Source organism: Streptomyces sp. NPDC005931 (assembly GCF_042871235.1).
Lineage (GTDB): Bacteria > Actinomycetota > Actinomycetes > Streptomycetales > Streptomycetaceae > Streptomyces.
In genome coordinates, this window is sequence record NZ_JBIAIG010000004.1 from 471487 (window position 1) to 489622 (window position 18136).

Annotated in this window: 16 protein-coding genes and 1 pseudogene; 10 read left to right on the forward strand and 7 right to left on the reverse strand. The window is 72.4% G+C overall.

Features of this window, described 5'->3' with window-relative positions:
* Positions 1-20 precede the first annotated feature (20 nt).
* Positions 21-1487, forward strand: a pseudogene (locus ACFYOV_RS13230) (NAD(P)H-quinone dehydrogenase); the annotation flags it as partial.
* A gap of 181 nt (positions 1488-1668) precedes the next feature.
* The gene (locus ACFYOV_RS13235) at positions 1669-2625 is read left to right on the forward strand and encodes a DeoR/GlpR family DNA-binding transcription regulator (protein WP_389086568.1); all 957 of its coding nucleotides are present in this window, start codon (positions 1669-1671) and stop codon (positions 2623-2625) included.
* Positions 2626-3125: 500 nt separating this feature from the next.
* Here ACFYOV_RS13235 and ACFYOV_RS13240 read toward each other — a convergent pair whose 3' ends face one another.
* Positions 3126-4898 carry an acetyl/propionyl/methylcrotonyl-CoA carboxylase subunit alpha gene (locus ACFYOV_RS13240; RefSeq protein WP_389086571.1) on the reverse strand — a complete coding sequence of 591 codons (1773 nt, stop codon included), beginning with the start codon at positions 4896-4898 and terminating at the stop codon, positions 3126-3128.
* A gap of 364 nt (positions 4899-5262) precedes the next feature.
* Between ACFYOV_RS13240 and ACFYOV_RS13245 the strand changes: the two genes are divergently transcribed.
* Positions 5263-5751, forward strand: a complete 489-nt coding sequence (locus ACFYOV_RS13245) for a hypothetical protein (protein ID WP_389086573.1) — start codon at positions 5263-5265, stop codon at positions 5749-5751.
* Here ACFYOV_RS13245 and ACFYOV_RS13250 read toward each other — a convergent pair.
* The 4 genes from ACFYOV_RS13250 to ACFYOV_RS13265 form a co-directional block, all read right to left on the reverse strand.
* Positions 5720-6340 carry a Maf family protein gene (locus ACFYOV_RS13250; protein ID WP_389086576.1) on the reverse strand — a complete coding sequence of 207 codons (621 nt, stop codon included), beginning with the start codon at positions 6338-6340 and terminating at the stop codon, positions 5720-5722. The genes ACFYOV_RS13245 and ACFYOV_RS13250 overlap by 32 nt on opposite strands.
* A 31-nt stretch (positions 6341-6371) precedes the next feature.
* Positions 6372-6500: a morphogenic membrane protein MmpB gene (mmpB, locus tag ACFYOV_RS13255; protein ID WP_365666435.1), complete on the reverse strand. Its 129-nt coding sequence runs from the start codon at positions 6498-6500 to the stop codon at positions 6372-6374.
* Between the two features lie 116 nt (positions 6501-6616).
* Entirely contained in the window at positions 6617-6826 is a 210-nt protein-coding gene (locus tag ACFYOV_RS13260; protein ID WP_389086578.1) for an acyl-CoA carboxylase epsilon subunit, read from the reverse strand.
* Positions 6827-6855: 29 nt separating this feature from the next.
* On the reverse strand, positions 6856-8445 hold the full coding sequence (locus tag ACFYOV_RS13265) for an acyl-CoA carboxylase subunit beta (RefSeq protein WP_389086581.1): 1590 nt from the start codon (positions 8443-8445) through the stop codon (positions 6856-6858).
* A 110-nt stretch (positions 8446-8555) separates the two neighbouring features.
* On the opposite strand from ACFYOV_RS13265, the gene ACFYOV_RS13270 reads away from it, so the two are divergent.
* Together ACFYOV_RS13270 and ACFYOV_RS13275 are read left to right on the forward strand one after the other, a co-directional pair.
* Positions 8556-9437 (forward strand): biotin--[acetyl-CoA-carboxylase] ligase, encoded by an 882-nt coding sequence (locus ACFYOV_RS13270; RefSeq protein ID WP_389086583.1) that lies wholly within the window; start codon positions 8556-8558, stop codon positions 9435-9437.
* Positions 9438-9803: 366 nt separating this feature from the next.
* Positions 9804-10964 (forward strand): adenylate/guanylate cyclase domain-containing protein, encoded by a 1161-nt coding sequence (locus tag ACFYOV_RS13275; protein WP_389086586.1) that lies wholly within the window; start codon positions 9804-9806, stop codon positions 10962-10964.
* A 1-nt stretch (position 10965) separates the two neighbouring features.
* Here the strand turns inward: ACFYOV_RS13275 and ACFYOV_RS13280 are convergent, their stop codons facing one another.
* A complete protein-coding gene (locus ACFYOV_RS13280; protein WP_389086588.1) occupies positions 10966-11604 on the reverse strand; it encodes a hypothetical protein in 639 nt (212 codons plus the stop codon).
* A 214-nt stretch (positions 11605-11818) separates the two neighbouring features.
* On the opposite strand from ACFYOV_RS13280, the gene ACFYOV_RS13285 reads away from it, so the two are divergent.
* From ACFYOV_RS13285 to hutH, 3 genes are all read left to right on the forward strand, one after another.
* On the forward strand, positions 11819-12619 hold the full coding sequence (locus ACFYOV_RS13285) for an enoyl-CoA hydratase/isomerase family protein (protein ID WP_389086591.1): 801 nt from the start codon (positions 11819-11821) through the stop codon (positions 12617-12619).
* Between the two features lie 115 nt (positions 12620-12734).
* On the forward strand, positions 12735-13883 hold the full coding sequence (locus ACFYOV_RS13290; protein WP_389086593.1) for a diguanylate cyclase domain-containing protein: 1149 nt from the start codon (positions 12735-12737) through the stop codon (positions 13881-13883).
* A gap of 91 nt (positions 13884-13974) precedes the next feature.
* A complete protein-coding gene (gene hutH, locus ACFYOV_RS13295) occupies positions 13975-15513 on the forward strand; it encodes a histidine ammonia-lyase (RefSeq protein ID WP_389087095.1) in 1539 nt (512 codons plus the stop codon).
* A gap of 81 nt (positions 15514-15594) precedes the next feature.
* Here the strand turns inward: hutH and ACFYOV_RS13300 are convergent, their stop codons facing one another.
* Entirely contained in the window at positions 15595-15921 is a 327-nt protein-coding gene (locus ACFYOV_RS13300) for a hypothetical protein (protein WP_389086595.1), read from the reverse strand.
* Positions 15922-16030: 109 nt separating this feature from the next.
* Between ACFYOV_RS13300 and ACFYOV_RS13305 the strand changes: the two genes are divergently transcribed.
* Together ACFYOV_RS13305 and ACFYOV_RS13310 are read left to right on the forward strand one after the other, a co-directional pair.
* Positions 16031-16357 (forward strand): hypothetical protein, encoded by a 327-nt coding sequence (locus tag ACFYOV_RS13305; protein WP_389086597.1) that lies wholly within the window; start codon positions 16031-16033, stop codon positions 16355-16357.
* A gap of 250 nt (positions 16358-16607) precedes the next feature.
* A complete protein-coding gene (locus ACFYOV_RS13310) occupies positions 16608-17858 on the forward strand; it encodes an Ig-like domain-containing protein (protein ID WP_389086600.1) in 1251 nt (416 codons plus the stop codon).
* The last annotated feature ends 278 nt before the right edge of the window (positions 17859-18136 follow it).

Sequence of the window (18136 nt, forward strand, 5' to 3'; positions counted from 1 at the left end):
GGGCCCCGGGGCGGGCGCTCGGTGAAGTGTGCGGGACAATGGAGTACGTGACTCGGATCGTGATCATCGGTGGCGGACCCGGCGGATACGAAGCGGCGCTGGTCGCCGCGCAGCTCGGTGCGGAGGTGACCGTCGTCGACTGCGACGGTCTGGGCGGGGCGTCGGTGCTCACCGACTGCGTACCGTCCAAGACATTGATCGCCACGGCCGAGGTGATGACCACCTTCGACTCCTCGTACGAGGAACTGGGGATCATCGTCGCCGACGACACCCCTCCCATGGAGCAGGCGGCCCGGGTGGTCGGGGTGGACCTGGGCAAGGTCAACCGGCGTGTGAAGCGGCTGGCGCTGGCGCAGTCGCACGACATCACCGCGTCCGTGACCCGCGCCGGTGCCCGCGTGCTGCGCGGGCGGGGGCGGCTGGAGGGCATGCAGGCCCTCGACGGCTCGCGCAAGGTCGTGGTGCGGGCCGCCGACGGCAGCGAGGAGACGCTGGTCGCGGACGCGGTCCTCATCGCCACGGGCGGCCACCCGCGCGAGCTGCCCGACGCCCGGCCCGACGGCGAGCGGATCCTGAACTGGACCCAGGTGTACGACCTCGACGAGCTCCCCGAGGAGCTCATCGTGGTCGGATCCGGTGTCACGGGCGCCGAGTTCGCCGGCGCCTACCAGGCCCTGGGCTCCAAGGTCACCCTCGTCTCGTCGCGGGACCGCGTGCTGCCGGGTGAGGACCCGGACGCCGCCGCGGTGCTGGAGGACGTGTTCCGGCGGCGCGGCATGAACGTCATGGCGCGCTCGCGGGCGCAGTCCGCCAAGCGGGTGGGGGACCGCGTCGAGGTCACCCTCGCCGACGGACGGGTCATCACCGGGTCGCACTGCCTGATGGCCGTCGGCGCCATCCCGAACTCCGCCGGCATGGGCCTGGAGGAGGCCGGGGTGCGGCTGCGGGAGTCCGGCCACATCTGGACCGACAAGGTCTCCCGGACGACGGCCCCGGGCGTGTACGCCGCCGGTGACGTCACCGGCGTGTTCGCGCTGGCGTCGGTGGCCGCCATGCAGGGGCGCATCGCCATGTACCACTTCCTGGGCGACGCGGTGGCACCCCTGAACCTGAAGACCGTCTCGTCCAACGTCTTCACCGATCCGGAGATCGCCACCGTCGGGTACACCCAGGCCGACGTCGACGCCGGCAAGATCGACGCGCGGGTCGTGAAGCTGCCGCTGCTGCGCAACCCCCGCGCGAAGATGCAGGGTATCCGCGACGGCTTCGTCAAGATCTTCTGCCGGCCCGGCACCGGGATCGTCGTCGGCGGCGTCGTCGTGGCGCCGCGCGCCTCCGAGCTGATCCATCCGATCTCGATCGCCGTCGACAACAATCTCACGGTCGAGCAGATCGCCAACGCCTTCACCGTCTACCCCTCGCTGTCCGGGTCTATCGCGGAGGTGGCGCGGCAGCTGCACACCCGCAAGACGGGCGCGGAGAGCTGAGCACCGGTCCTCGTGGCCTGCCGGGATTCCGGCAGGCCACGAGGACCTGGCGTCGCGCCGCCCGTGGCGGCCTGGTCGCGGTCTGTGCCCTATACCACTTCCTGTGCCGGGTTGCGAACAACATCTGCTATTCAGCGCAAACTGCTGAAACCAGACGGTCGTCGGCGTTACTGTCAGTTTCGTGTTCGCTGCAGAACGTCGCCAATTGATCCTCGAAATGGTGCGAGCGAACGGGGCCGTGTCGCTCCGTGAGCTCGCCCGCGTCGTCCAGACCTCCGAAGTGACCGTACGGCGGGACGTGCGCGCGCTGGAGGCAGAAGGACTCCTCGACCGCCGGCACGGCGGTGCGGTGCTGCCGGGCGGGTTCACGCGAGAGTCCGGCTTCCCGCAGAAGTCACATCTCGCGACCGCCGAGAAGACCGCCATCGCCGATCTCGCCGCGAACTTCGTGGAGGAGGGCGAGGCCATCGTGGTCGGCGCCGGTACCACCACGCAGGAGCTGGCGCGCCGGCTGGCCCGGGTGCCGGGGCTGACGGTGGTCACCAACTCCCTGCTGGTGGCGCAGGCCCTGGCCCACGCCAACCGGGTGGAGGTCGTGATGACCGGCGGCACGCTCCGCGGTTCGAACTACGCCCTCGTCGGTTCCGGCGCCGAGCAGTCGCTCCAGGGCCTGCGGGTCTCCCGTGCCTTCCTGTCCGGGAGCGGGCTGACAGCCGAGCGGGGGCTGTCCACGTCCAACATGCTGTCGGCGTCCGTGGACCGGGCGCTGGTGCAGGCCGCCGCGGAGGTCGTGGTCCTCGCCGACCACGGCAAGCTCGGCACGGACACCATGTTCCAGACCGTGCCGACGGACCTCATCACCCGGCTGGTGACCGACGAGCCGCCCGCCCACGACGACCGCGCGGCCACCGAGCTCCAGGCGCTCGCCGACCAGGGCGTGCAGATCGCCGTCGCCGGTGCACCGGGAGGGTCCACCGGCTCGGGGGGTGACGAGGGCCCGGCACGGCGGCAACGCCGGGACGTACCCCTCCCCGGCCCCCGCCGCCAGGGCCCCGGCCTCCGCTCGGCCGTCACCCTGAGCACCGATCAGATCCCGGCCGAACAGCGCGCACGGGTCGCGGACCTGCGGAGGCGGTGAAGGGGCGGGGCCTCATCAGGAGGTTTCCGGATCGGGAGGCCGCCGTCCGAGAGGGCGCGGGAGGGCCCCTGAACGGCTGTCGGCCGCACGGGTGATGCGCGGGCGCCGCGGCCGCCGTCCGGGGCGGTGAGCCCGGGTTCCGAGGCCCTACAGGAGTGAGCGGCCGGGCGGCGGGAGCGTCTGCCGAGCGGTGAGCGGCGCCGGTCCGGGCGCGGGGCGGCCGCCGACCGCGGGGCCGTGCGTGGGCCGTCGCCGGGTCGGAGGGGAGCGGCAGGCACCGGCCGGGCGGATTCCTCACCGGGTCGGTCCGGGGGCGAGGCGGCCGGCCGTCGGATCGGCCGATCGTCGCACCGGGGGCGTGGCGGGTGTGATCACCCGCCGCGGTCCCCGGCCGGCATCGCTCGCTTCGAGGTCGGCCGGAGTGCCCGAGGGGGAGTCGCAGAAGACGCGGACGCCCGGGGACCGGTCACCGGTCCCCGGGCGTCCTTCGTGCGTACGGGTCAGTCCTTGATCTCGCAGATCGCCGCGCCCGACGTGAGGGAGGCGCCGACCTCCGCGGTCAGGCCCTTGATGGTGCCGGCCTTGTGCGCGTTGAGGGGCTGCTCCATCTTCATGGCCTCCAGGACGACGACCAGGTCGCCCTCCTTGACCTCTTGGCCCTCCTCGACGGCGATCTTCACGATCGTGCCCTGCATCGGGGAGGCGAGGGTGTCACCGGAAGCGACGGGGCCGGACTTCTTCGCCGCGCGGCGCTTGGGCTTGGCGCCCGCCGCCAGGCCCGTACGGGCCAGGGACATGCCCAGGGACGCCGGGAGGGATACCTCCAGACGCTTGCCGCCGACCTCGACGACGACCGTCTCGCGGCCCGCCTCCTCGTCGGCCTCCGCGTCCGCGGGAGCGGCGAACGGCTTGATCTCGTTGACGAACTCCGTCTCGATCCAGCGGGTGTGGACCGTGAAGGGGTCCTGGGAGCCGGTGAGCTCCGGGGCGAACGCCGGGTCCCTCACCACCGCGCGGTGGAAGGGGATGGCGGTGGCCATGCCCTCGACCTGGAACTCCTCCAGGGCGCGGGCGGCACGCTGGAGGGCCTCCTTGCGGGTGCGGCCGGTGACGATCAGCTTGGCCAGCAGGGAGTCCCACGCCGGGCCGATGACCGAGCCGGACTCCACGCCCGCGTCCAGGCGGACGCCGGGGCCGGACGGCGGGGCGAAGGTGGTGACCGTGCCGGGGGCCGGGAGGAAGTTGCGGCCCGGGTCCTCGCCGTTGATGCGGAACTCGAAGGAGTGGCCGCGCAGCGGCGGATCGTCGTAGCCCAGTTCCTCGCCGTCGGCGATGCGGAACATCTCGCGGACCAGGTCGATGCCGGAGACCTCCTCGGTCACCGGGTGCTCCACCTGGAGGCGCGTGTTCACCTCGAGGAAGGAGATCGTGCCGTCCACACCGACGAGGAACTCCACGGTGCCGGCGCCGACGTAGCCGGCCTCCTTCAGGATCGCCTTCGAGGCGCGGTACAGCTCGGCGACCTGCTCCTCGGAGAGGAACGGCGCGGGGGCCTCCTCGACCAGCTTCTGGTGGCGGCGCTGGAGGGAGCAGTCACGGGTGGAGACCACGACCACGTTGCCGTGCCGGTCGGCCAGGCACTGGGTCTCCACGTGCCGCGGCTTGTCGAGGTAGCGCTCGACGAAGCACTCGCCGCGGCCGAAGGCGGCCACCGCCTCACGGACGGCGGAGTCGTAGAGCTCGGGGACCTCTTCCAGGGTGCGGGCGACCTTCAGGCCGCGTCCGCCGCCGCCGAAGGCGGCCTTGATGGCGATGGGCAGGCCGTGCTGCTCGGCGAAGGCCACCACCTCGTCGGCGCCGGACACCGGGTCCGGCGTGCCCGCCACCAGCGGCGCGCCGGCGCGCTGGGCGATGTGCCGGGCGGCGACCTTGTCGCCGAGGTCGCGGATGGCCTGCGGGGGCGGGCCGATCCAGATCAGGCCCGCGTCCAGGACCGCCTGGGCGAAGTCGGCGTTCTCGGAGAGGAAGCCGTAGCCCGGGTGGATGGCGTCCGCGCCGGACTCGCGGGCGGCGTTCAGGATCTTGTCGATGACCAGGTAGCTGGTGGCCGGAGTGTCACCGCCCAGGGCGAACGCCTCATCCGCTGCGCGGACATGCAGAGCGTCCCGGTCCGGGTCCGCGTAGACGGCCACGCTCGCGATCCCGGCGTCCCGGCAGGCCCGGGCCACGCGGACAGCGATTTCGCCACGGTTGGCGATGAGCACCTTGCGCACGATTGAGGCTCCCTCCTTGAAACAAGCCGAGTTTAGGGACTGCCGACACGGCACTTCGACCCGTCCCCGATGGTGAGCTTGCCCACACGGAGCGTGATTCGAGGCTCGCTCGACCCGCGAAATCCCATGTCGCACCACGGTACGCAAGACTCCTCCGCGAAACCCTAGCCCGCTCGTGTGGTCAAGGTCTCTGTGCGAGCGTGCTGCGGCCCACTCGGTTTCTTTGTGGAGTCCCTACGAATGGCCCAATGATTCTTTGCCCTCCCCCGAACCCTTGTCCCGTGGTTTACCCGTTAGTAGCGTTCGCGCTGTCCGGAAGGTACTCCGGGTAACCACAGTCGTGCTCGAAAGTGGGTGGGGGCCGGTGGCGCGCAGACCGGTGGCGTGGATCGTGGCGGTCGTGCTGTTCGCGGAGGCGCTGGGCGTCGCCGCCGTCAACTGGTTCCTCGGTGTCGTCGTCGACCGCCAGGACATGTCCCTGGCCGGCCTCGACCCGCACGTGATGTCCGTGTCGTCCAAGGCCGGGGGGATCGTCTTCGGCCTCTACTTCGCGCTGTGCGGCCTCGTGGCCCTGCTGGTCGCCCTGCGCGACCGCGCGCCGGCCGGGGCCGGCCGGATGCTGCTGATCAGCGCCGCGGTGGTGCACGGGCTGCTGGGCGCGTTCGCCTGGGGGCTGGTGGGCTGGAGCGCGTTCCTGTTCATGGTGCTGGTGCTCGGGCTGCTGGTCCTGCTCCTGATGACGTACGACCGTCCGGACGAGCCCGCCGACGCCGCTCCCGGCGGCGACGGGGCTCCTGGAAGCGGTGGCGAGGGGGCTCCGGTCAGCTCTCCCGCGGCGCCCACAGCTCCGTGATACCGACGCCCAGCTCGGCCAGCAGGCGGCGCACCAGCGGCAGGCTGATGCCGATCACGTTGCCGTGGTCGCCGTCGATGCCGTCGATGAACGGTGCCGAGCGCCCGTCCAGCGTGAACGCCCCCGCCACGTGGAGCGGCTCACCCGAGGCGACGTAGGCGGCGATCTCCTCGTCGGTGGGGTCGCCGAAACGGACGACGGTGGAGGCGGTGGCGGAGGCGTAGCGGCCGCTGAGGGTGTCGTAGACGCAGTGGCCGGTCTGGAGCGTGCCCGCGCGGCCCCGCATGCTCTTCCAGCGGGCGGTGGCCTCCTCGGCGTCCCCGGGCTTGCCCAGGGCCTGCCCGTCCAGCTCGAGCACCGAGTCGCAGCCGATCACCAGCGCGCCCTTGACCTCGGGCTTCGCGGCGACGACGGACGCCTTGGCCTCGGCGAGGGCGAGCGCCAGTTCGGCGGGGGTGGGTGCGGTGACGGCGTCCTCGTCGACTCCGCTGACGATCACCTCGGGGTCGAGACCTGCCTGGCGGAGCAGTCCGAGCCGGGCGGGTGACTGGGAGGCGAGCACGAGTCGGCGGCGCGGCTGATCTGTCATGCGGTCAGCGTATCGGCGTCGCCCGGACGGCTCACCTCACACCGATCACGAGCATCGCGAGCACCATCGCCAGCGCCATGAGAACCCCCAGCCGCCGCAACATCTCCTGCGTGTCCCGCAGTTCCTTGGGCGGCTCGTTCTCGGGGTCGGACCACAGCATGCCCCCAGCGTGGGGCTCGACCGGCTCGGGGCGCCTGAGTACGGGTACTCAAAAAACGCGCCCCGCGTTCCCCCTAGGGGGCGCGGAAGGCCCGCGCCCCCTAGGGACGGTGCTGCTCAGCCCGGCCAGAACGTACGCGCCCACGCCGTCGGGCCCGGCTGGGGCAGCCGGTGCGCGCCGATGCGGGCCGGGTCGGCCCACGCGTCCGGGAGGTCCGGTGCACCGGAGGGCGCCGCCGCTGCCGCCGCGGCGCGGGCCCGTACCACCGCCAGGGCGGCGGCCAGCTCCTCCGGGGTCGGGTTGCCCCGTACGACCTTGATCGTCATGTCCGCTCCCAAGGGTCGGCGTCCGGGGACTACAGGGGGATGTTGCCGTGCTTCTTGGGCGGCAGGGATTCCCGCTTGGTGCGCAGCTGGCGCAGGCCGCGGACGATGTGGCTGCGGGTGTCCGACGGCATGATCACCGCGTCGACGTAACCGCGTTCGGCCGCGACGTAGGGGTTGAGGAGGGTGTCCTCGTACTCCTGCATCAGCCGGGCGCGGGTGGCCTCCGGGTCGTCCGATTCGGCGATGGTGCGGCGGTGCAGGATGTTGACGGCGCCCTGCGCGCCCATCACCGCGATCTGCGCGGTCGGCCAGGCCAGATTCAGATCGGCGCCCAGGTGCTTGGAGCCCATGACGTCGTAGGCGCCGCCGAACGCCTTGCGGGTGATGACCGTGATCAGGGGGACGGTGGCCTCGGCGTAGGCGTAGATCAGCTTGGCGCCGCGGCGGATGATGCCGTCGTGCTCCTGGTCGACGCCGGGCAGGAAGCCGGGGACGTCGACGAAGGTCAGCACCGGGATGTTGAAGGCGTCGCAGGTGCGCACGAAGCGGGCCGCCTTCTCGCTGGCCTGGATGTCCAGGCAGCCGGCGAACTGCATCGGCTGGTTGGCGACGATGCCGACCGGGCGGCCCTCGACGCGTCCGTAGCCGGTGAGGATGTTCGGCGCGAACAGCGGCTGGGTCTCGAAGAACTCGCCGTCGTCGAGGACGTGCTCGATGACGGTGTGCATGTCGTAGGGCTGGTTCGCCGAGTCCGGGACGATCGTGTCCAGCTCGCGGTCCTCGTCGGTGACCGTGAGGTCGGCCTCCTCGGGGAAGGCCGGGGGCTCCGAGAGGTTGTTCGACGGCAGGTACGACAGGAGCTGCTTGACGTACTCGATGGCGTCCTTTTCGTCGCCGGCCATGTGGTGCGCGACGCCCGAGGCGGAGTTGTGGGTGCGGGCGCCGCCGAGCTCCTCGAAGCCGACGTCCTCGCCGGTGACCGTCTTGATGACGTCCGGTCCGGTGATGAACATGTGCGAGGTCTGGTCGACCATGATCGTGAAGTCGGTGATCGCGGGGGAGTACACCGCGCCGCCCGCGCACGGGCCGACGACCAGGCTGATCTGCGGGATCACGCCGGAGGCGTGGGTGTTGCGGCGGAAGATCTCGCCGTAGGCGCCGAGGGAGGCCACGCCCTCCTGGATCCGGGCACCGCCGGAGTCGTTGATGCCGATGACCGGGCAGCCGGTCTTCAGCGCGAAGTCCATGACCTTGACGATCTTCTGGCCGTAGACCTCACCGAGGGCTCCGCCGAAAACGGTGAAGTCCTGGGAGAAGACGGCCACGGGGCGGCCGTCGACGGTGCCGTATCCGGTCACGACGCCGTCGCCGTACGGGCGGTTCTTCTCCAGGCCGAAGTTGGTCGACCGGTGGCGCGCGAACTCGTCCAGCTCGACGAAGGACCCCTCGTCCAGCAGGAGGTCGATCCGTTCACGGGCCGTCAGCTTGCCCTTGGAATGCTGCTTCTCGACGGCGCGTGCGGAGCCGGCGTGCGTCGCTTCCTCGATACGGCGCTGAAGATCCGCGAGCTTGCCCGCGGTCGTGTGAATGTCAGGCTGCTGCTCTTCCGGCTCGGACATCGGGATGCGGCTCCCTGCCTGCTCAAAAGGGGGGACGGTTACTCATCCGTAGCGTAGTGGGGTGCCCTCCCTTCGGCAGTGCGGTGTTTACCACACCTAGGGTGGCTTGCATGACGCCGCAAGATGCATCAGACGCCAACGGCGGTCGCTGGTCCGACCTCGACCGCCCGCCCCTCAACGCCGCCGCCCTGCGCCGGGGTCTGGTACGCGAGGGAGCACTGTGGTCCCAGGTGGAGGTGGTGCAGCGCACCGGCTCCACGAACTCCGATCTCGTGGCGATGGCCGCGGAGGGGCGGGCGGCCGAGGGGGCGGTGCTGATCGCCGAGGAACAGACCGCCGGCCGCGGCCGTCTCGACCGGAGGTGGACGGCTCCGGCGCGGTCGGGACTGTTTTTCTCCGTCCTGCTGGACCCGGCGGAGGTGCCGGTGCACCACTGGGGGTGGCTGCCGCTGCTCACCGGGGTTGCCGTCGCCACGGGGCTGTCCCGCGCGGCCGGCGTCGACACGGCGCTCAAGTGGCCCAACGACGTGCTGGTCACCGTCGGCGGTGAGGAACGCAAGGCGGGCGGCATCCTCGCGGAGCGGGCCGGTGAGCGCGGTGTCGTCATCGGGGTCGGGATCAATGTCAGCCTGCGGGCCGACGAGCTGCCGGTGCCACAGGCGGGGTCGCTGGCGCTGGCCGGAGCGGTGAGCACGGATCGGGACCCGCTGCTCAGGGGCGTGCTGCGGGCCCTGGAGGAGTGGTACGTCAAGTGGCGGCGCGCGGGGGGTGACGCCGGGCTCTGCGGGCTGCAGGAGGCCTACGCGGCGGGGTGCGCAACGTTGGGCCGCACGGTGCGGGCGGAGCTTCCGGGGGACCGGTCCGTCACCGGTGAGGCGGTGGCCGTGGACGGGGACGGGCGGCTGGTGCTGGCCACGGCGGACGGGGTGCAGGAGCCGGTGGGGGCGGGGGACATCGTGCACCTGCGCAATGGTGGCGGCAGCGGGCGGTGACGACGCGCGCCGGTGGGGCGCGTGGTGCGCGTCCGGTGGGGTGCGCGGCCGGTGACCGCGGCTCCGGCGCGGGTCCGGACGGGTCCGGTGCGGCCCGGGCAGCGTCCACGCACCCCGTCCCGTCCTCCTCCCGCCGCGTGCGGCTTGTGCGCGTCGGGTGCGCGGGTGCGTACACCTGCCGCTCCCCGTCTGCTCCTGGGCGCGGCCGCGTTCGCTTCCCCAGGATGGGTACACGGGGTGCCGGCGCGCGGAGGCGCCGGTCACCTCGCCGGGTGGCTCGGGCGAACGGAGTGAGCTGGCGCACACCTGCCGTAGAGTTGAGGCCGGTCGATACATGGCCGTGGCAGATCGGAAGGGCAGCAACGCGTGACCGTCGACGACTCGGGTTCCGGCACGGACGCGCAGGGCCGGGTGGAGCCTCCCCCACCCTCGGCTTCGCTCGAGCGGGGGGACCCCGATCCCGCCGGCAACGGCGAGGATCCGCTGGCTCTGCGTCTCGAACAGCTCATCCTGGGTGCCGAACGCCGGTACACACCGTTTCAGGCGGCCCGCAGTGCCGGCGTCACCATGGAGCTGGCCACGCGGTTCTGGCGGGCCATGGGCTTCGCCGACGTCGGGCAGGCCAAGGCGCTCACGGAGGCGGACGTACTGGCGCTGCGGCGGCTGGCCGGTCTGGTGGAGGCCGGGCTGCTGAGCGAGGCCATGGCGGTGCAGGTGGCGCGGTCCACCGGGCAGACCACCGCCCGATTGGCCGAATGGCAGATCGATTCCTTCCTCGAGGGGCTGACCGAGCCGCCCGAGCCGGGCATGACCCGCACCGAGGTCACCTATCCGATCGTCGAGCTGCTCCTGCCCGAGCTGGAGGAGTTCCTGGTCTACGTCTGGCGGCGGCAGCTCGCCGCCTCGGCCGGGCGGGTGGTCCAGGGGGCCGACGACGAGGAGATGGTCGACCGGCGGCTCGCCGTGGCCTTCGCCGACCTCGTGGGTTTCACACGGTTGACCCGCCGGATGGAGGAGGAGGAGCTCGGCGAGCTCGTCGAGGCGTTCGAGACCACCGCCGCCGATCTGGTCGCCGCGCGCGGCGGGCGGCTCATCAAGACGCTGGGCGACGAGGTGCTGTACGCCGCCGACGACGCGGGCACCGCCGCCGAGATCGCGATGCGGCTGATCGAGACCATGGCGCACGACGAGACCATGCCGGAGCTGCGGGTGGGCATGGCCTTCGGCACGGTGACCACCCGGATGGGAGACGTCTTCGGGACCACCGTCAACCTGGCCTCCCGGCTGACCTCGATAGCTCCCCGGGACGCCGTGCTGGTGGACGCCGCGTTCGCCGAGGAGCTGATCCGCACGGGGGACGCCCCCGCCTCGGAGGCCGCCGCCGCCGAGGCCGCGGCCCATGCGGAGAAGGAGGGCGAGGAGCCGCCGACGTACCGGTTCGCGCTCCAGCCGATGTGGCAGCGGCCGGTACGTGGTCTGGGCGTGGTCGAGCCCTGGCTGCTCACCCGCAGGGACGGGGCTGCCTGAGTCAGCCCAGGCCCTCTACGCAGACGCCGATGACCGGCACGCACAGGGTGGGGGTGTCCGGTGCGTACGGCTGGGTCGGGGACGGAGGCGGCGGTGACGGGGCGCGGTCCCGGCTCGGGGCCGGGGCCGGGGACGAGGGCGCCACCGGCTCCGGGGCGCTCGTGGCCGGGCGGGGAGCGGGGGTGTTCGGCGCGGGCGGGGGGTCGTTCGGGGCCTGCGGGATCGTGGTCGCGTCCGGTTCGGCCGGGGTGCGGCGCGGGGTGGCCGCCGCGACCGGGGTGACCGGGGCCGTGCTCAGTCCGCCCTGCACGGTGGGGAGGGAACTGCCCGGGGCCGGTGCGGTGGCGGTTCCGGGCGCGGGGGTGGTGCTCGGTGTCGCGGCGGGGTCCGGGACGGGGCGGGGGCCGGCCTCGATGGTGCCGATGCCGCTGCCGCCCGGGTCCGACGCCAGGCGGACGAGGCTCAGAGCCGCGGCGGCCAGGGCCAGGCCGCCGGAGGCCAGCAGGAGTTTGCGCGGGCGGGGCCTGCGGTGACGGCCGCGGTGGCCGAAGAGGACGGTTCCGGCGCGGGTCAGTGCTCTCGGCGGCTCGGTGTCCTCCGGTGCGGTGCGCTGTGGCCTGGTGGGTGTGGCGGCCGTCATCGCGATCCCTCCCCTGCGCACGCGCCCCCGGGGCGCCGTGGCGTTGCGCACGTTATGCCTTCCCCGGGCGGTGCCGGGAGCGAGTCGGCGCGATATCACTCGAACGGGTGGGCGGGGGGTGACGAGGGAACCGGACGTACGCCCTTTTCCCCGGGGGGCCCGGCTGCGATGATCGGGGGCGAACGGAGTTAACCCGCGTTAACCGGAGGGTGTCATGAGTGAGGAACGGTTCGGGGAGTTCGTGCTGGTGCGCCGGCATGACGAGGGGCATGTCGCCGAGCTCGTCCTCGACCGGCCCAAGGCCATGAACGCGGTCTCGACCGAGATGGCCCGCTCCCTCTCGGCGGCCTGCGCGGCACTGGGGGAGGACCGCGGTGTGCGGGTGGTGGTGCTCACCTCGTCGCACGAGCGGGCGTTCTGCGTGGGGGCCGATCTGAAGGAGCGCAATTCCTTCAGCGACGCCGATCTGGTGCGCCAGCGCCCTGTCGCACGCGGGGCGTACACCGGGGTGCTCGAGCTGCCGGTGCCGACGGTCGCGGCGGTCCACGGGTTCGCGCTCGGGGGCGGCTTCGAGCTGGCCCTGTCGTGCGACGTGATCGTGGCCGACCGTACGGCCGTGGTCGGGCTGCCGGAGGTGTCGGTGGGGGTCATCCCCGGCGGCGGCGGTACGCAGTTGCTGCCCCGGCGGGTGGGGGCGGCCAGAGCGGCCGAGCTGATCTTCACGGCCCGCCGGGTGGAGGCCGTCGAGGCGCGTGAGCTGGGGCTCGTCGACCGGTTGGTGGAGGAGGGGCGGGACCGTGAGGAGGCCCTCGCCCTGGCGTCCAGGATCGCCGTGAACTCGCCCGTGGGGCTGCGGGCGGCCAAGCGGGCGCTGCGGCTCGGGCACGGGCTGGACCTGCCCGCCGGTCTGGAGGTCGAGGACGCCGCCTGGCGCTCGGTGGCCTTCTCGGGGGACCGTGCGGAGGGCGTGGCCGCGTTCAACGACAAGCGCAGGCCGAACTGGCCCGGGGAGTAGCGCACCGGCCGCCGGTCCGTCGTCCCGGCCCGGCGGCCGGGGGCGGGGGCGGGCGTCTCGCCCCGTTCGCATCGTTAATGTCCCGATTCGTACCGAACCTCCCTAGCCTGGAGGGATGGGTGAGGACAGCCGGCTGGCGGCGGTGGTGGCGCTGGCGCAGGGCATGGCGGCCGCGCACAGCGCGCGGGAGGCGTGGCGGGCCGCGGCCGGTGGGGCCCGCCACGCGCTGCACGGGAGCTTCGCCGCGCTGTCGGTCTGGGAGCGGGAGCTGGGGCGGCTGCGGGTCCTGGTGAACGTCGGGGAGCTGGCCGAGGGGGAGGAGGAGTTCCCCGACGACGAGTCGTACCCGGTGCACGAGTTCGCCGAGATCACCGAGTTCCTGCACGAGAGGTGGGCCGGTGGCGGCGAGCCCGACGCCTGGGTCGAGACCGCCGAGGGACCCGCGGCGGGGCGCCAGGGGTACTGCCATCGGCGCGTCGCGGCGCTGCGCCGGCGCGGGCGCGGGTGCTGTGTGGTCGCCCCGATCGTGCTGCACGGGCGAGCCTGGGGCGAGCTGTACGTGGCCCGCCCGGTCGGCGCGCCCGTGTTCGCCCGGGCCGACGCCGACTTCGCCACCGTCCTGGCGTCCGTCGTGGCCGCCGGGATCGCACAGGCCGAGCGGCTGGAGGAGGCCCGGCGCCTCGCGTACACGGACCCGCTGACCGGCTTGGCCAACCGCCGTGCCGTGGACGCGCGGCTCGACGAGGCCGTGGAACTGCATCGCAGGGGCGGTACCGTCGTCAGTCTCGTGGTGTGCGACGTCAACGGGCTCAAGCGGGTCAACGACACCCTGGGGCACGCCGTGGGGGACCGGCTGCTGGAGCGGTTCGGGACGGTGCTGTCGCTGTGCGGGGCGAGGCTGCCGGGGGCGCTGGCGGCGCGGCTGGGGGGAGACGAGTTCTGTCTGCTCGTCGTGGGTGCCCCCGCCGACCAGGTGGTGAAGGCGGCGGACGAACTGTGCCTGCGAGCGGCCGAGTTGGGGATCGGGGACGGCGTGGCCTGCGGGATCGCCTCCACGGAGGACCCCATCGGGTCCGTGCGCTCCGCCCGGCGGCTGTTCCGGCTGGCCGATGCGGCGCAGTACCGGGCCAAGGCCCAGCGGGCGGCGCATCCGGTCGTCGCCGGGCGGGAGGGCCCGGACGACCCCGTCGTACGGCTCGCGGACGAGCCGTCGCGGGCGGCGGACGCGGAGCGCCGCCGGTTCCGGGGGCGCCATTCGCCGTGAGGGGCGTGGGGAGCGGCAAAGCGGTAAGGGGCGGGGTGCGCTCCCAGGGGTGACATTGTTGAATTCACTGCGTACGCTCCTGAATATGGATATGCACACTGTGGTGGTGGGGACGTCCGGGGCGACCGCCTCCGACGTTCTCGCCGTGGCGCGCGGCGGTGCCCGCATCGAACTGTCCCCGGAGGCGCTGGCCGCCCTCGCCGCGTCCCGCGAGATCGTGGACGCGCTCGCGGCCAAGCCGGAGCCCGTGTACGGCGTCAGCACCGGCTTCGGCGCCCTGGCGACCCGGCACATCAGCCCGGAACTGCGTGCGCAACTCCAGCGCAACATCGTCCGCTCGCACGCCGCCGGGATGGGGCCGCGGGTGGAGCGTGAGGTCGTCCGCGCCCTGATGTTCCTGCGGCTGAAGACCGTCTGCTCCGGGCACACCGGCGTGCGGCCCGAGGTCGCGCAGACCATGGCCGACGTGCTGAACGCCGGGATCACACCGGTCGTGCACGAGTACGGCTCCCTCGGCTGCTCGGGCGACCTGGCCCCGCTGTCCCACTGCGCCCTCACGCTCATGGGGGAGGGGGAGGCCGAGGGCCCCGACGGGAGCCTGCGGCCCGCCGGTGAGCTGCTCGCCGAGCACGGGATCCGGCCCGTCGAACTGCGGGAGAAGGAGGGGCTGGCCCTCCTCAACGGCACCGACGGCATGCTCGGCATGCTGGTCATGGCCCTCGCCGACCTGGAGACCCTCTACAAGTCCGCCGACGTGACGGCCGCCCTCAGCCTCGAGGCGCTGCTCGGCACCGACAAGGTGCTCGCCCCCGAACTGCACGCCATCCGCCCGCACCCGGGCCAGGCGGCCAGCGCCGCCAACATGCTCGCGGTGCTGAAGGGTTCGGGCCTGACGGGACATCACCAGGACGACGCGCCCCGCGTCCAGGACGCCTACTCGGTGCGCTGCGCCCCGCAGGTCGCGGGCGCCGGACGGGACACCCTGGCCCACGCCAGGCTGGTCGCCGAGCGCGAACTCGCCTCCGCCGTCGACAATCCGGTGGTGCTGCCCGACGGGCGGGTCGAGTCCAACGGGAACTTCCACGGGGCCCCGGTGGCCTACGTCCTGGACTTCCTCGCCGTCGCCGCCGCCGACCTCGGCTCGATCGCCGAGCGCCGCACCGACCGGCTGCTGGACAAGAACCGCAGCCACGGACTCCCGCCGTTCCTCGCGGACGACGCCGGTGTCGACTCCGGGCTGATGATCGCCCAGTACACGCAGGCCGCGCTGGTGAGCGAGATGAAACGGCTCGCCGTGCCGGCGTCGGCCGACTCCATCCCGTCCTCCGCGATGCAGGAGGACCACGTGTCGATGGGCTGGTCGGCGGCGCGCAAGCTGCGCACGGCCGTCGGCAACCTCGCCCGGATCATCGCCGTCGAGCTCTACGCCGCCGCGCGGGCCGTGGAACTGCGTACCGGGCTGGCCCCGGCGCCCGCGACGCGCGCCGTCATCGAGGCCGCGCGGGCGGCGGGCGTGAACGGCCCGGGTCCGGACCGCTATCTGGCGCCCGACCTGGCGGCGGCGGAGGCGTTCGTCCGCGACGGGCGGCTGGTGGCGGCGGCCGAGACGGTCACCGGTCCGCTGCGCTGAACCCGCCCGGGCCCCGCGGCGCGACCCGCGGGGTCCGGGAAGGGCCGCCGCGAGGGTGGGCCGGAAGGCGTTCCGGCTGGGTCAGAAGCCCAGGCGTTCGCGGCGTACCGAGTAGACGACGAACCCGGCGCCGAGGGTGAGGCAGAACGTGCCGCCGACGAGGTACGGGGTGCTGTCGAAGCTGCCGGTGTCGGCGAGCCGGACATCGCCGCCGGTGCCGTCCGCGGAGGTGGACACCACGTCGGCGGTGACCCTCGCCTGCTCGGTGACCTGCACGGACGGCCCGGTCGAGGTGGTGCCTCTCGCCGGGTTATCCGAGGTCGCGTTCGCGGACGGGACGAACCACAGGGCGCACAGCAGCGTGCCCGCGGCGGTGGCGGTCAGCAACGGACGGCGAGCGGATGACACGGAATATCGATCCCCTTGTGGTGCTGGCGAATTGGCCGTGTGGGGCGATGTTAGTGAAAGGCGCGGGTCACAGGAAAGTCACGGGAGCCAGGGGCCGTACGCTCCGGACATGAGCACCCCTGAGACATCGCGATTCGTACGACTTCGCGTGGAGATCGTCCTCGAGGTCGGCGACGAGGAGGCGGTCGCCGAGGCCGCCCTGCGCAGGATCGCGGACGACATTGACATGCCCCCCGCGGAGCGGGTACATGCCGAGAGCGCCGTGAAGGAGGACTCCGCCGAGGCCCTCGCGTATCTCGTCGACCCCGTCACCCTGGTCGGCGACGTGCCCGGGGTGGATCTCGCACAGGCCTCCTGGAGCAGCGAGCGGATCGACTACGACCCCGACGCCCCGGAGTGGGACCTCGAGGAGGACGAGGCCGACGACCTCGACTGAGGCGGCTCGGGAAAACGTGACCCCGGACGGCAACCGCCGTCCGGGGTCACGGCGTCTCAAGCGGCGCACCGGCCGGTTGCCCGCCCACCGGCAACCGTCCGCCCCGGCGGACGTGGTGAGCCCCACACCCGCGGGCCATGGGGAACGGGATCAACCGGTCGTAGCGTTGAAGGTTATTGGCGAGGTCTCCGGCTTCGGCCGGCGGACTCGCGGGGTTTTGGGGAAATCGGCAATGATGGAGAAGCGTGTGATGACGGACAGTAAGCGGCGCAGGGGTCTGGCGGCCGCGTCCGCTCTGCTCGGCGGAGTGCTGGTGCTCTCGGCATGTTCCGGCGGTGACGACAACGCCTCCGCGGGAGACGGCGGGAAGGACTCGCAGGCCCAGGTCGACGAGGCGGCCGCCAAGAAGTCCTCCGAGGCCCAGATCAAGATCACGCCCAAGGACGGCTCCAACAACGCCTCCATCAACAACTCCGCCTCGGTGGCCGTGACCAAGGGCACGCTCACCGAGGTGAAGATGACGACCTCCGACGGCACCGTCGTCTCCGGCCAGATATCGGCCGACAAGAAGAGCTGGAAGCCCAGCGCCCAGCTGGAACGCGCCACCACCTACAAGCTGTCGGCGACCGCCGAGGACTCCCAGGGCCGAGCCGCCCACGAGAACGCCACGTTCACCACCGTCTCCCCGGCCAACAGCTTCATCGGCACCTTCACCCCGGACGACGGAACCACCGTGGGCGTCGGCATGCCGGTGTCGATCACCTTCGACAAGGCGATCACCAAGAAGGCCGAGGTCCAGAAGGGCATCACCGTCTCCACCACCAGCGGGCAGGAGGTGGCCTGCCACTGGTTCAACGCCAACCGCATGGACTGCCGGCCCGAGGAGTACTGGCAGGAGGGCGCCACGGTCACGCTGAAGCTGGCGCTCGACGGCGTCCAGGGCGCCGAGGGCGTCTACGGCGTGCAGCAGAAGACGGTCACCTTCAAGATCGGCCGCAACCAGGTCTCCTACGTCGACGCCAAGACCAAGCAGATGAAGATCACGCAGGACGGCAAGACCGTCCGCACCATCCCGATCTCCGCCGGGTCGCCCGAGAACAAGACGTACGAGGGTCAGATGGTGATCTCCGAGAAGTTCAGGGAGACCCGGATGAACGGCGCGACCGTCGGTTTCACCGACGACGACGGCGAGGGCGAGTACGACATCAAGGACGTGCCGCACGCCATGCGCCTGACCACCTCCGGCACCTTCATCCACGGCAACTACTGGGGCGCGAAGTCCATCTTCGGCAGCGTCAACACCAGCCACGGCTGCGTCGGCCTCCAGGACAAGAAGGGCGCGGACGACCCCGGCACGCCGGGCGCCTGGTTCTACGACAACTCGATGATCGGTGACGTGGTCGTCGTCCAGAACACCGGCGACCGGACCGTCTCGCCGGACAACGGCCTCAACGGCTGGAACATGAGCTGGGACCAGTGGAAGGCGGGCTCGGCCCTCTGACGCCCCCCGCCCCCACACGATGCCGCCCCCCGGGGGCGGCATCCGTCGTTCTTCCGGCGCTCCCGCGTCCTCCCAACCGCGCGATTCCGTAACGGATTTCCCGCGGCGGCGTAACAGTCACCCGTCGACTGTGCCCCCTTGGCCCCGGCTCCTTGAGCCCCTTGATCGCGCCTCGGCATACTGCGTGCTCCGGGGGGTGCGCGCGCGTGCGTACGAGACCACCCCCGGCCGGGTGACGGGTAACTCACCCGGCGACTCCGCTAGGGGGAGACTTGCGC

Coding starts and splice junctions, on each gene's coding strand:
- hutH (WP_389087095.1), top strand. CDS start 13,975: ATGCACACTGTGGTGGTGGGGACGTCCGGGGCGACCGCCTCCGACGTT.
- ACFYOV_RS13250 (WP_389086576.1), bottom strand. CDS start 6,340: ATGACAGATCAGCCGCGCCGCCGACTCGTGCTCGCCTCCCAGTCACCC.
- ACFYOV_RS13310 (WP_389086600.1), top strand. CDS start 16,608: ATGACGGACAGTAAGCGGCGCAGGGGTCTGGCGGCCGCGTCCGCTCTG.
- mmpB (WP_365666435.1), bottom strand. CDS start 6,500: ATGCTGTGGTCCGACCCCGAGAACGAGCCGCCCAAGGAACTGCGGGAC.
- ACFYOV_RS13260 (WP_389086578.1), bottom strand. CDS start 6,826: ATGACGATCAAGGTCGTACGGGGCAACCCGACCCCGGAGGAGCTGGCC.
- ACFYOV_RS13265 (WP_389086581.1), bottom strand. CDS start 8,445: ATGTCCGAGCCGGAAGAGCAGCAGCCTGACATTCACACGACCGCGGGC.
- ACFYOV_RS13305 (WP_389086597.1), top strand. CDS start 16,031: ATGAGCACCCCTGAGACATCGCGATTCGTACGACTTCGCGTGGAGATC.
- ACFYOV_RS13290 (WP_389086593.1), top strand. CDS start 12,735: ATGGGTGAGGACAGCCGGCTGGCGGCGGTGGTGGCGCTGGCGCAGGGC.
- ACFYOV_RS13280 (WP_389086588.1), bottom strand. CDS start 11,604: ATGACGGCCGCCACACCCACCAGGCCACAGCGCACCGCACCGGAGGAC.
- ACFYOV_RS13285 (WP_389086591.1), top strand. CDS start 11,819: ATGAGTGAGGAACGGTTCGGGGAGTTCGTGCTGGTGCGCCGGCATGAC.
- ACFYOV_RS13270 (WP_389086583.1), top strand. CDS start 8,556: ATGACGCCGCAAGATGCATCAGACGCCAACGGCGGTCGCTGGTCCGAC.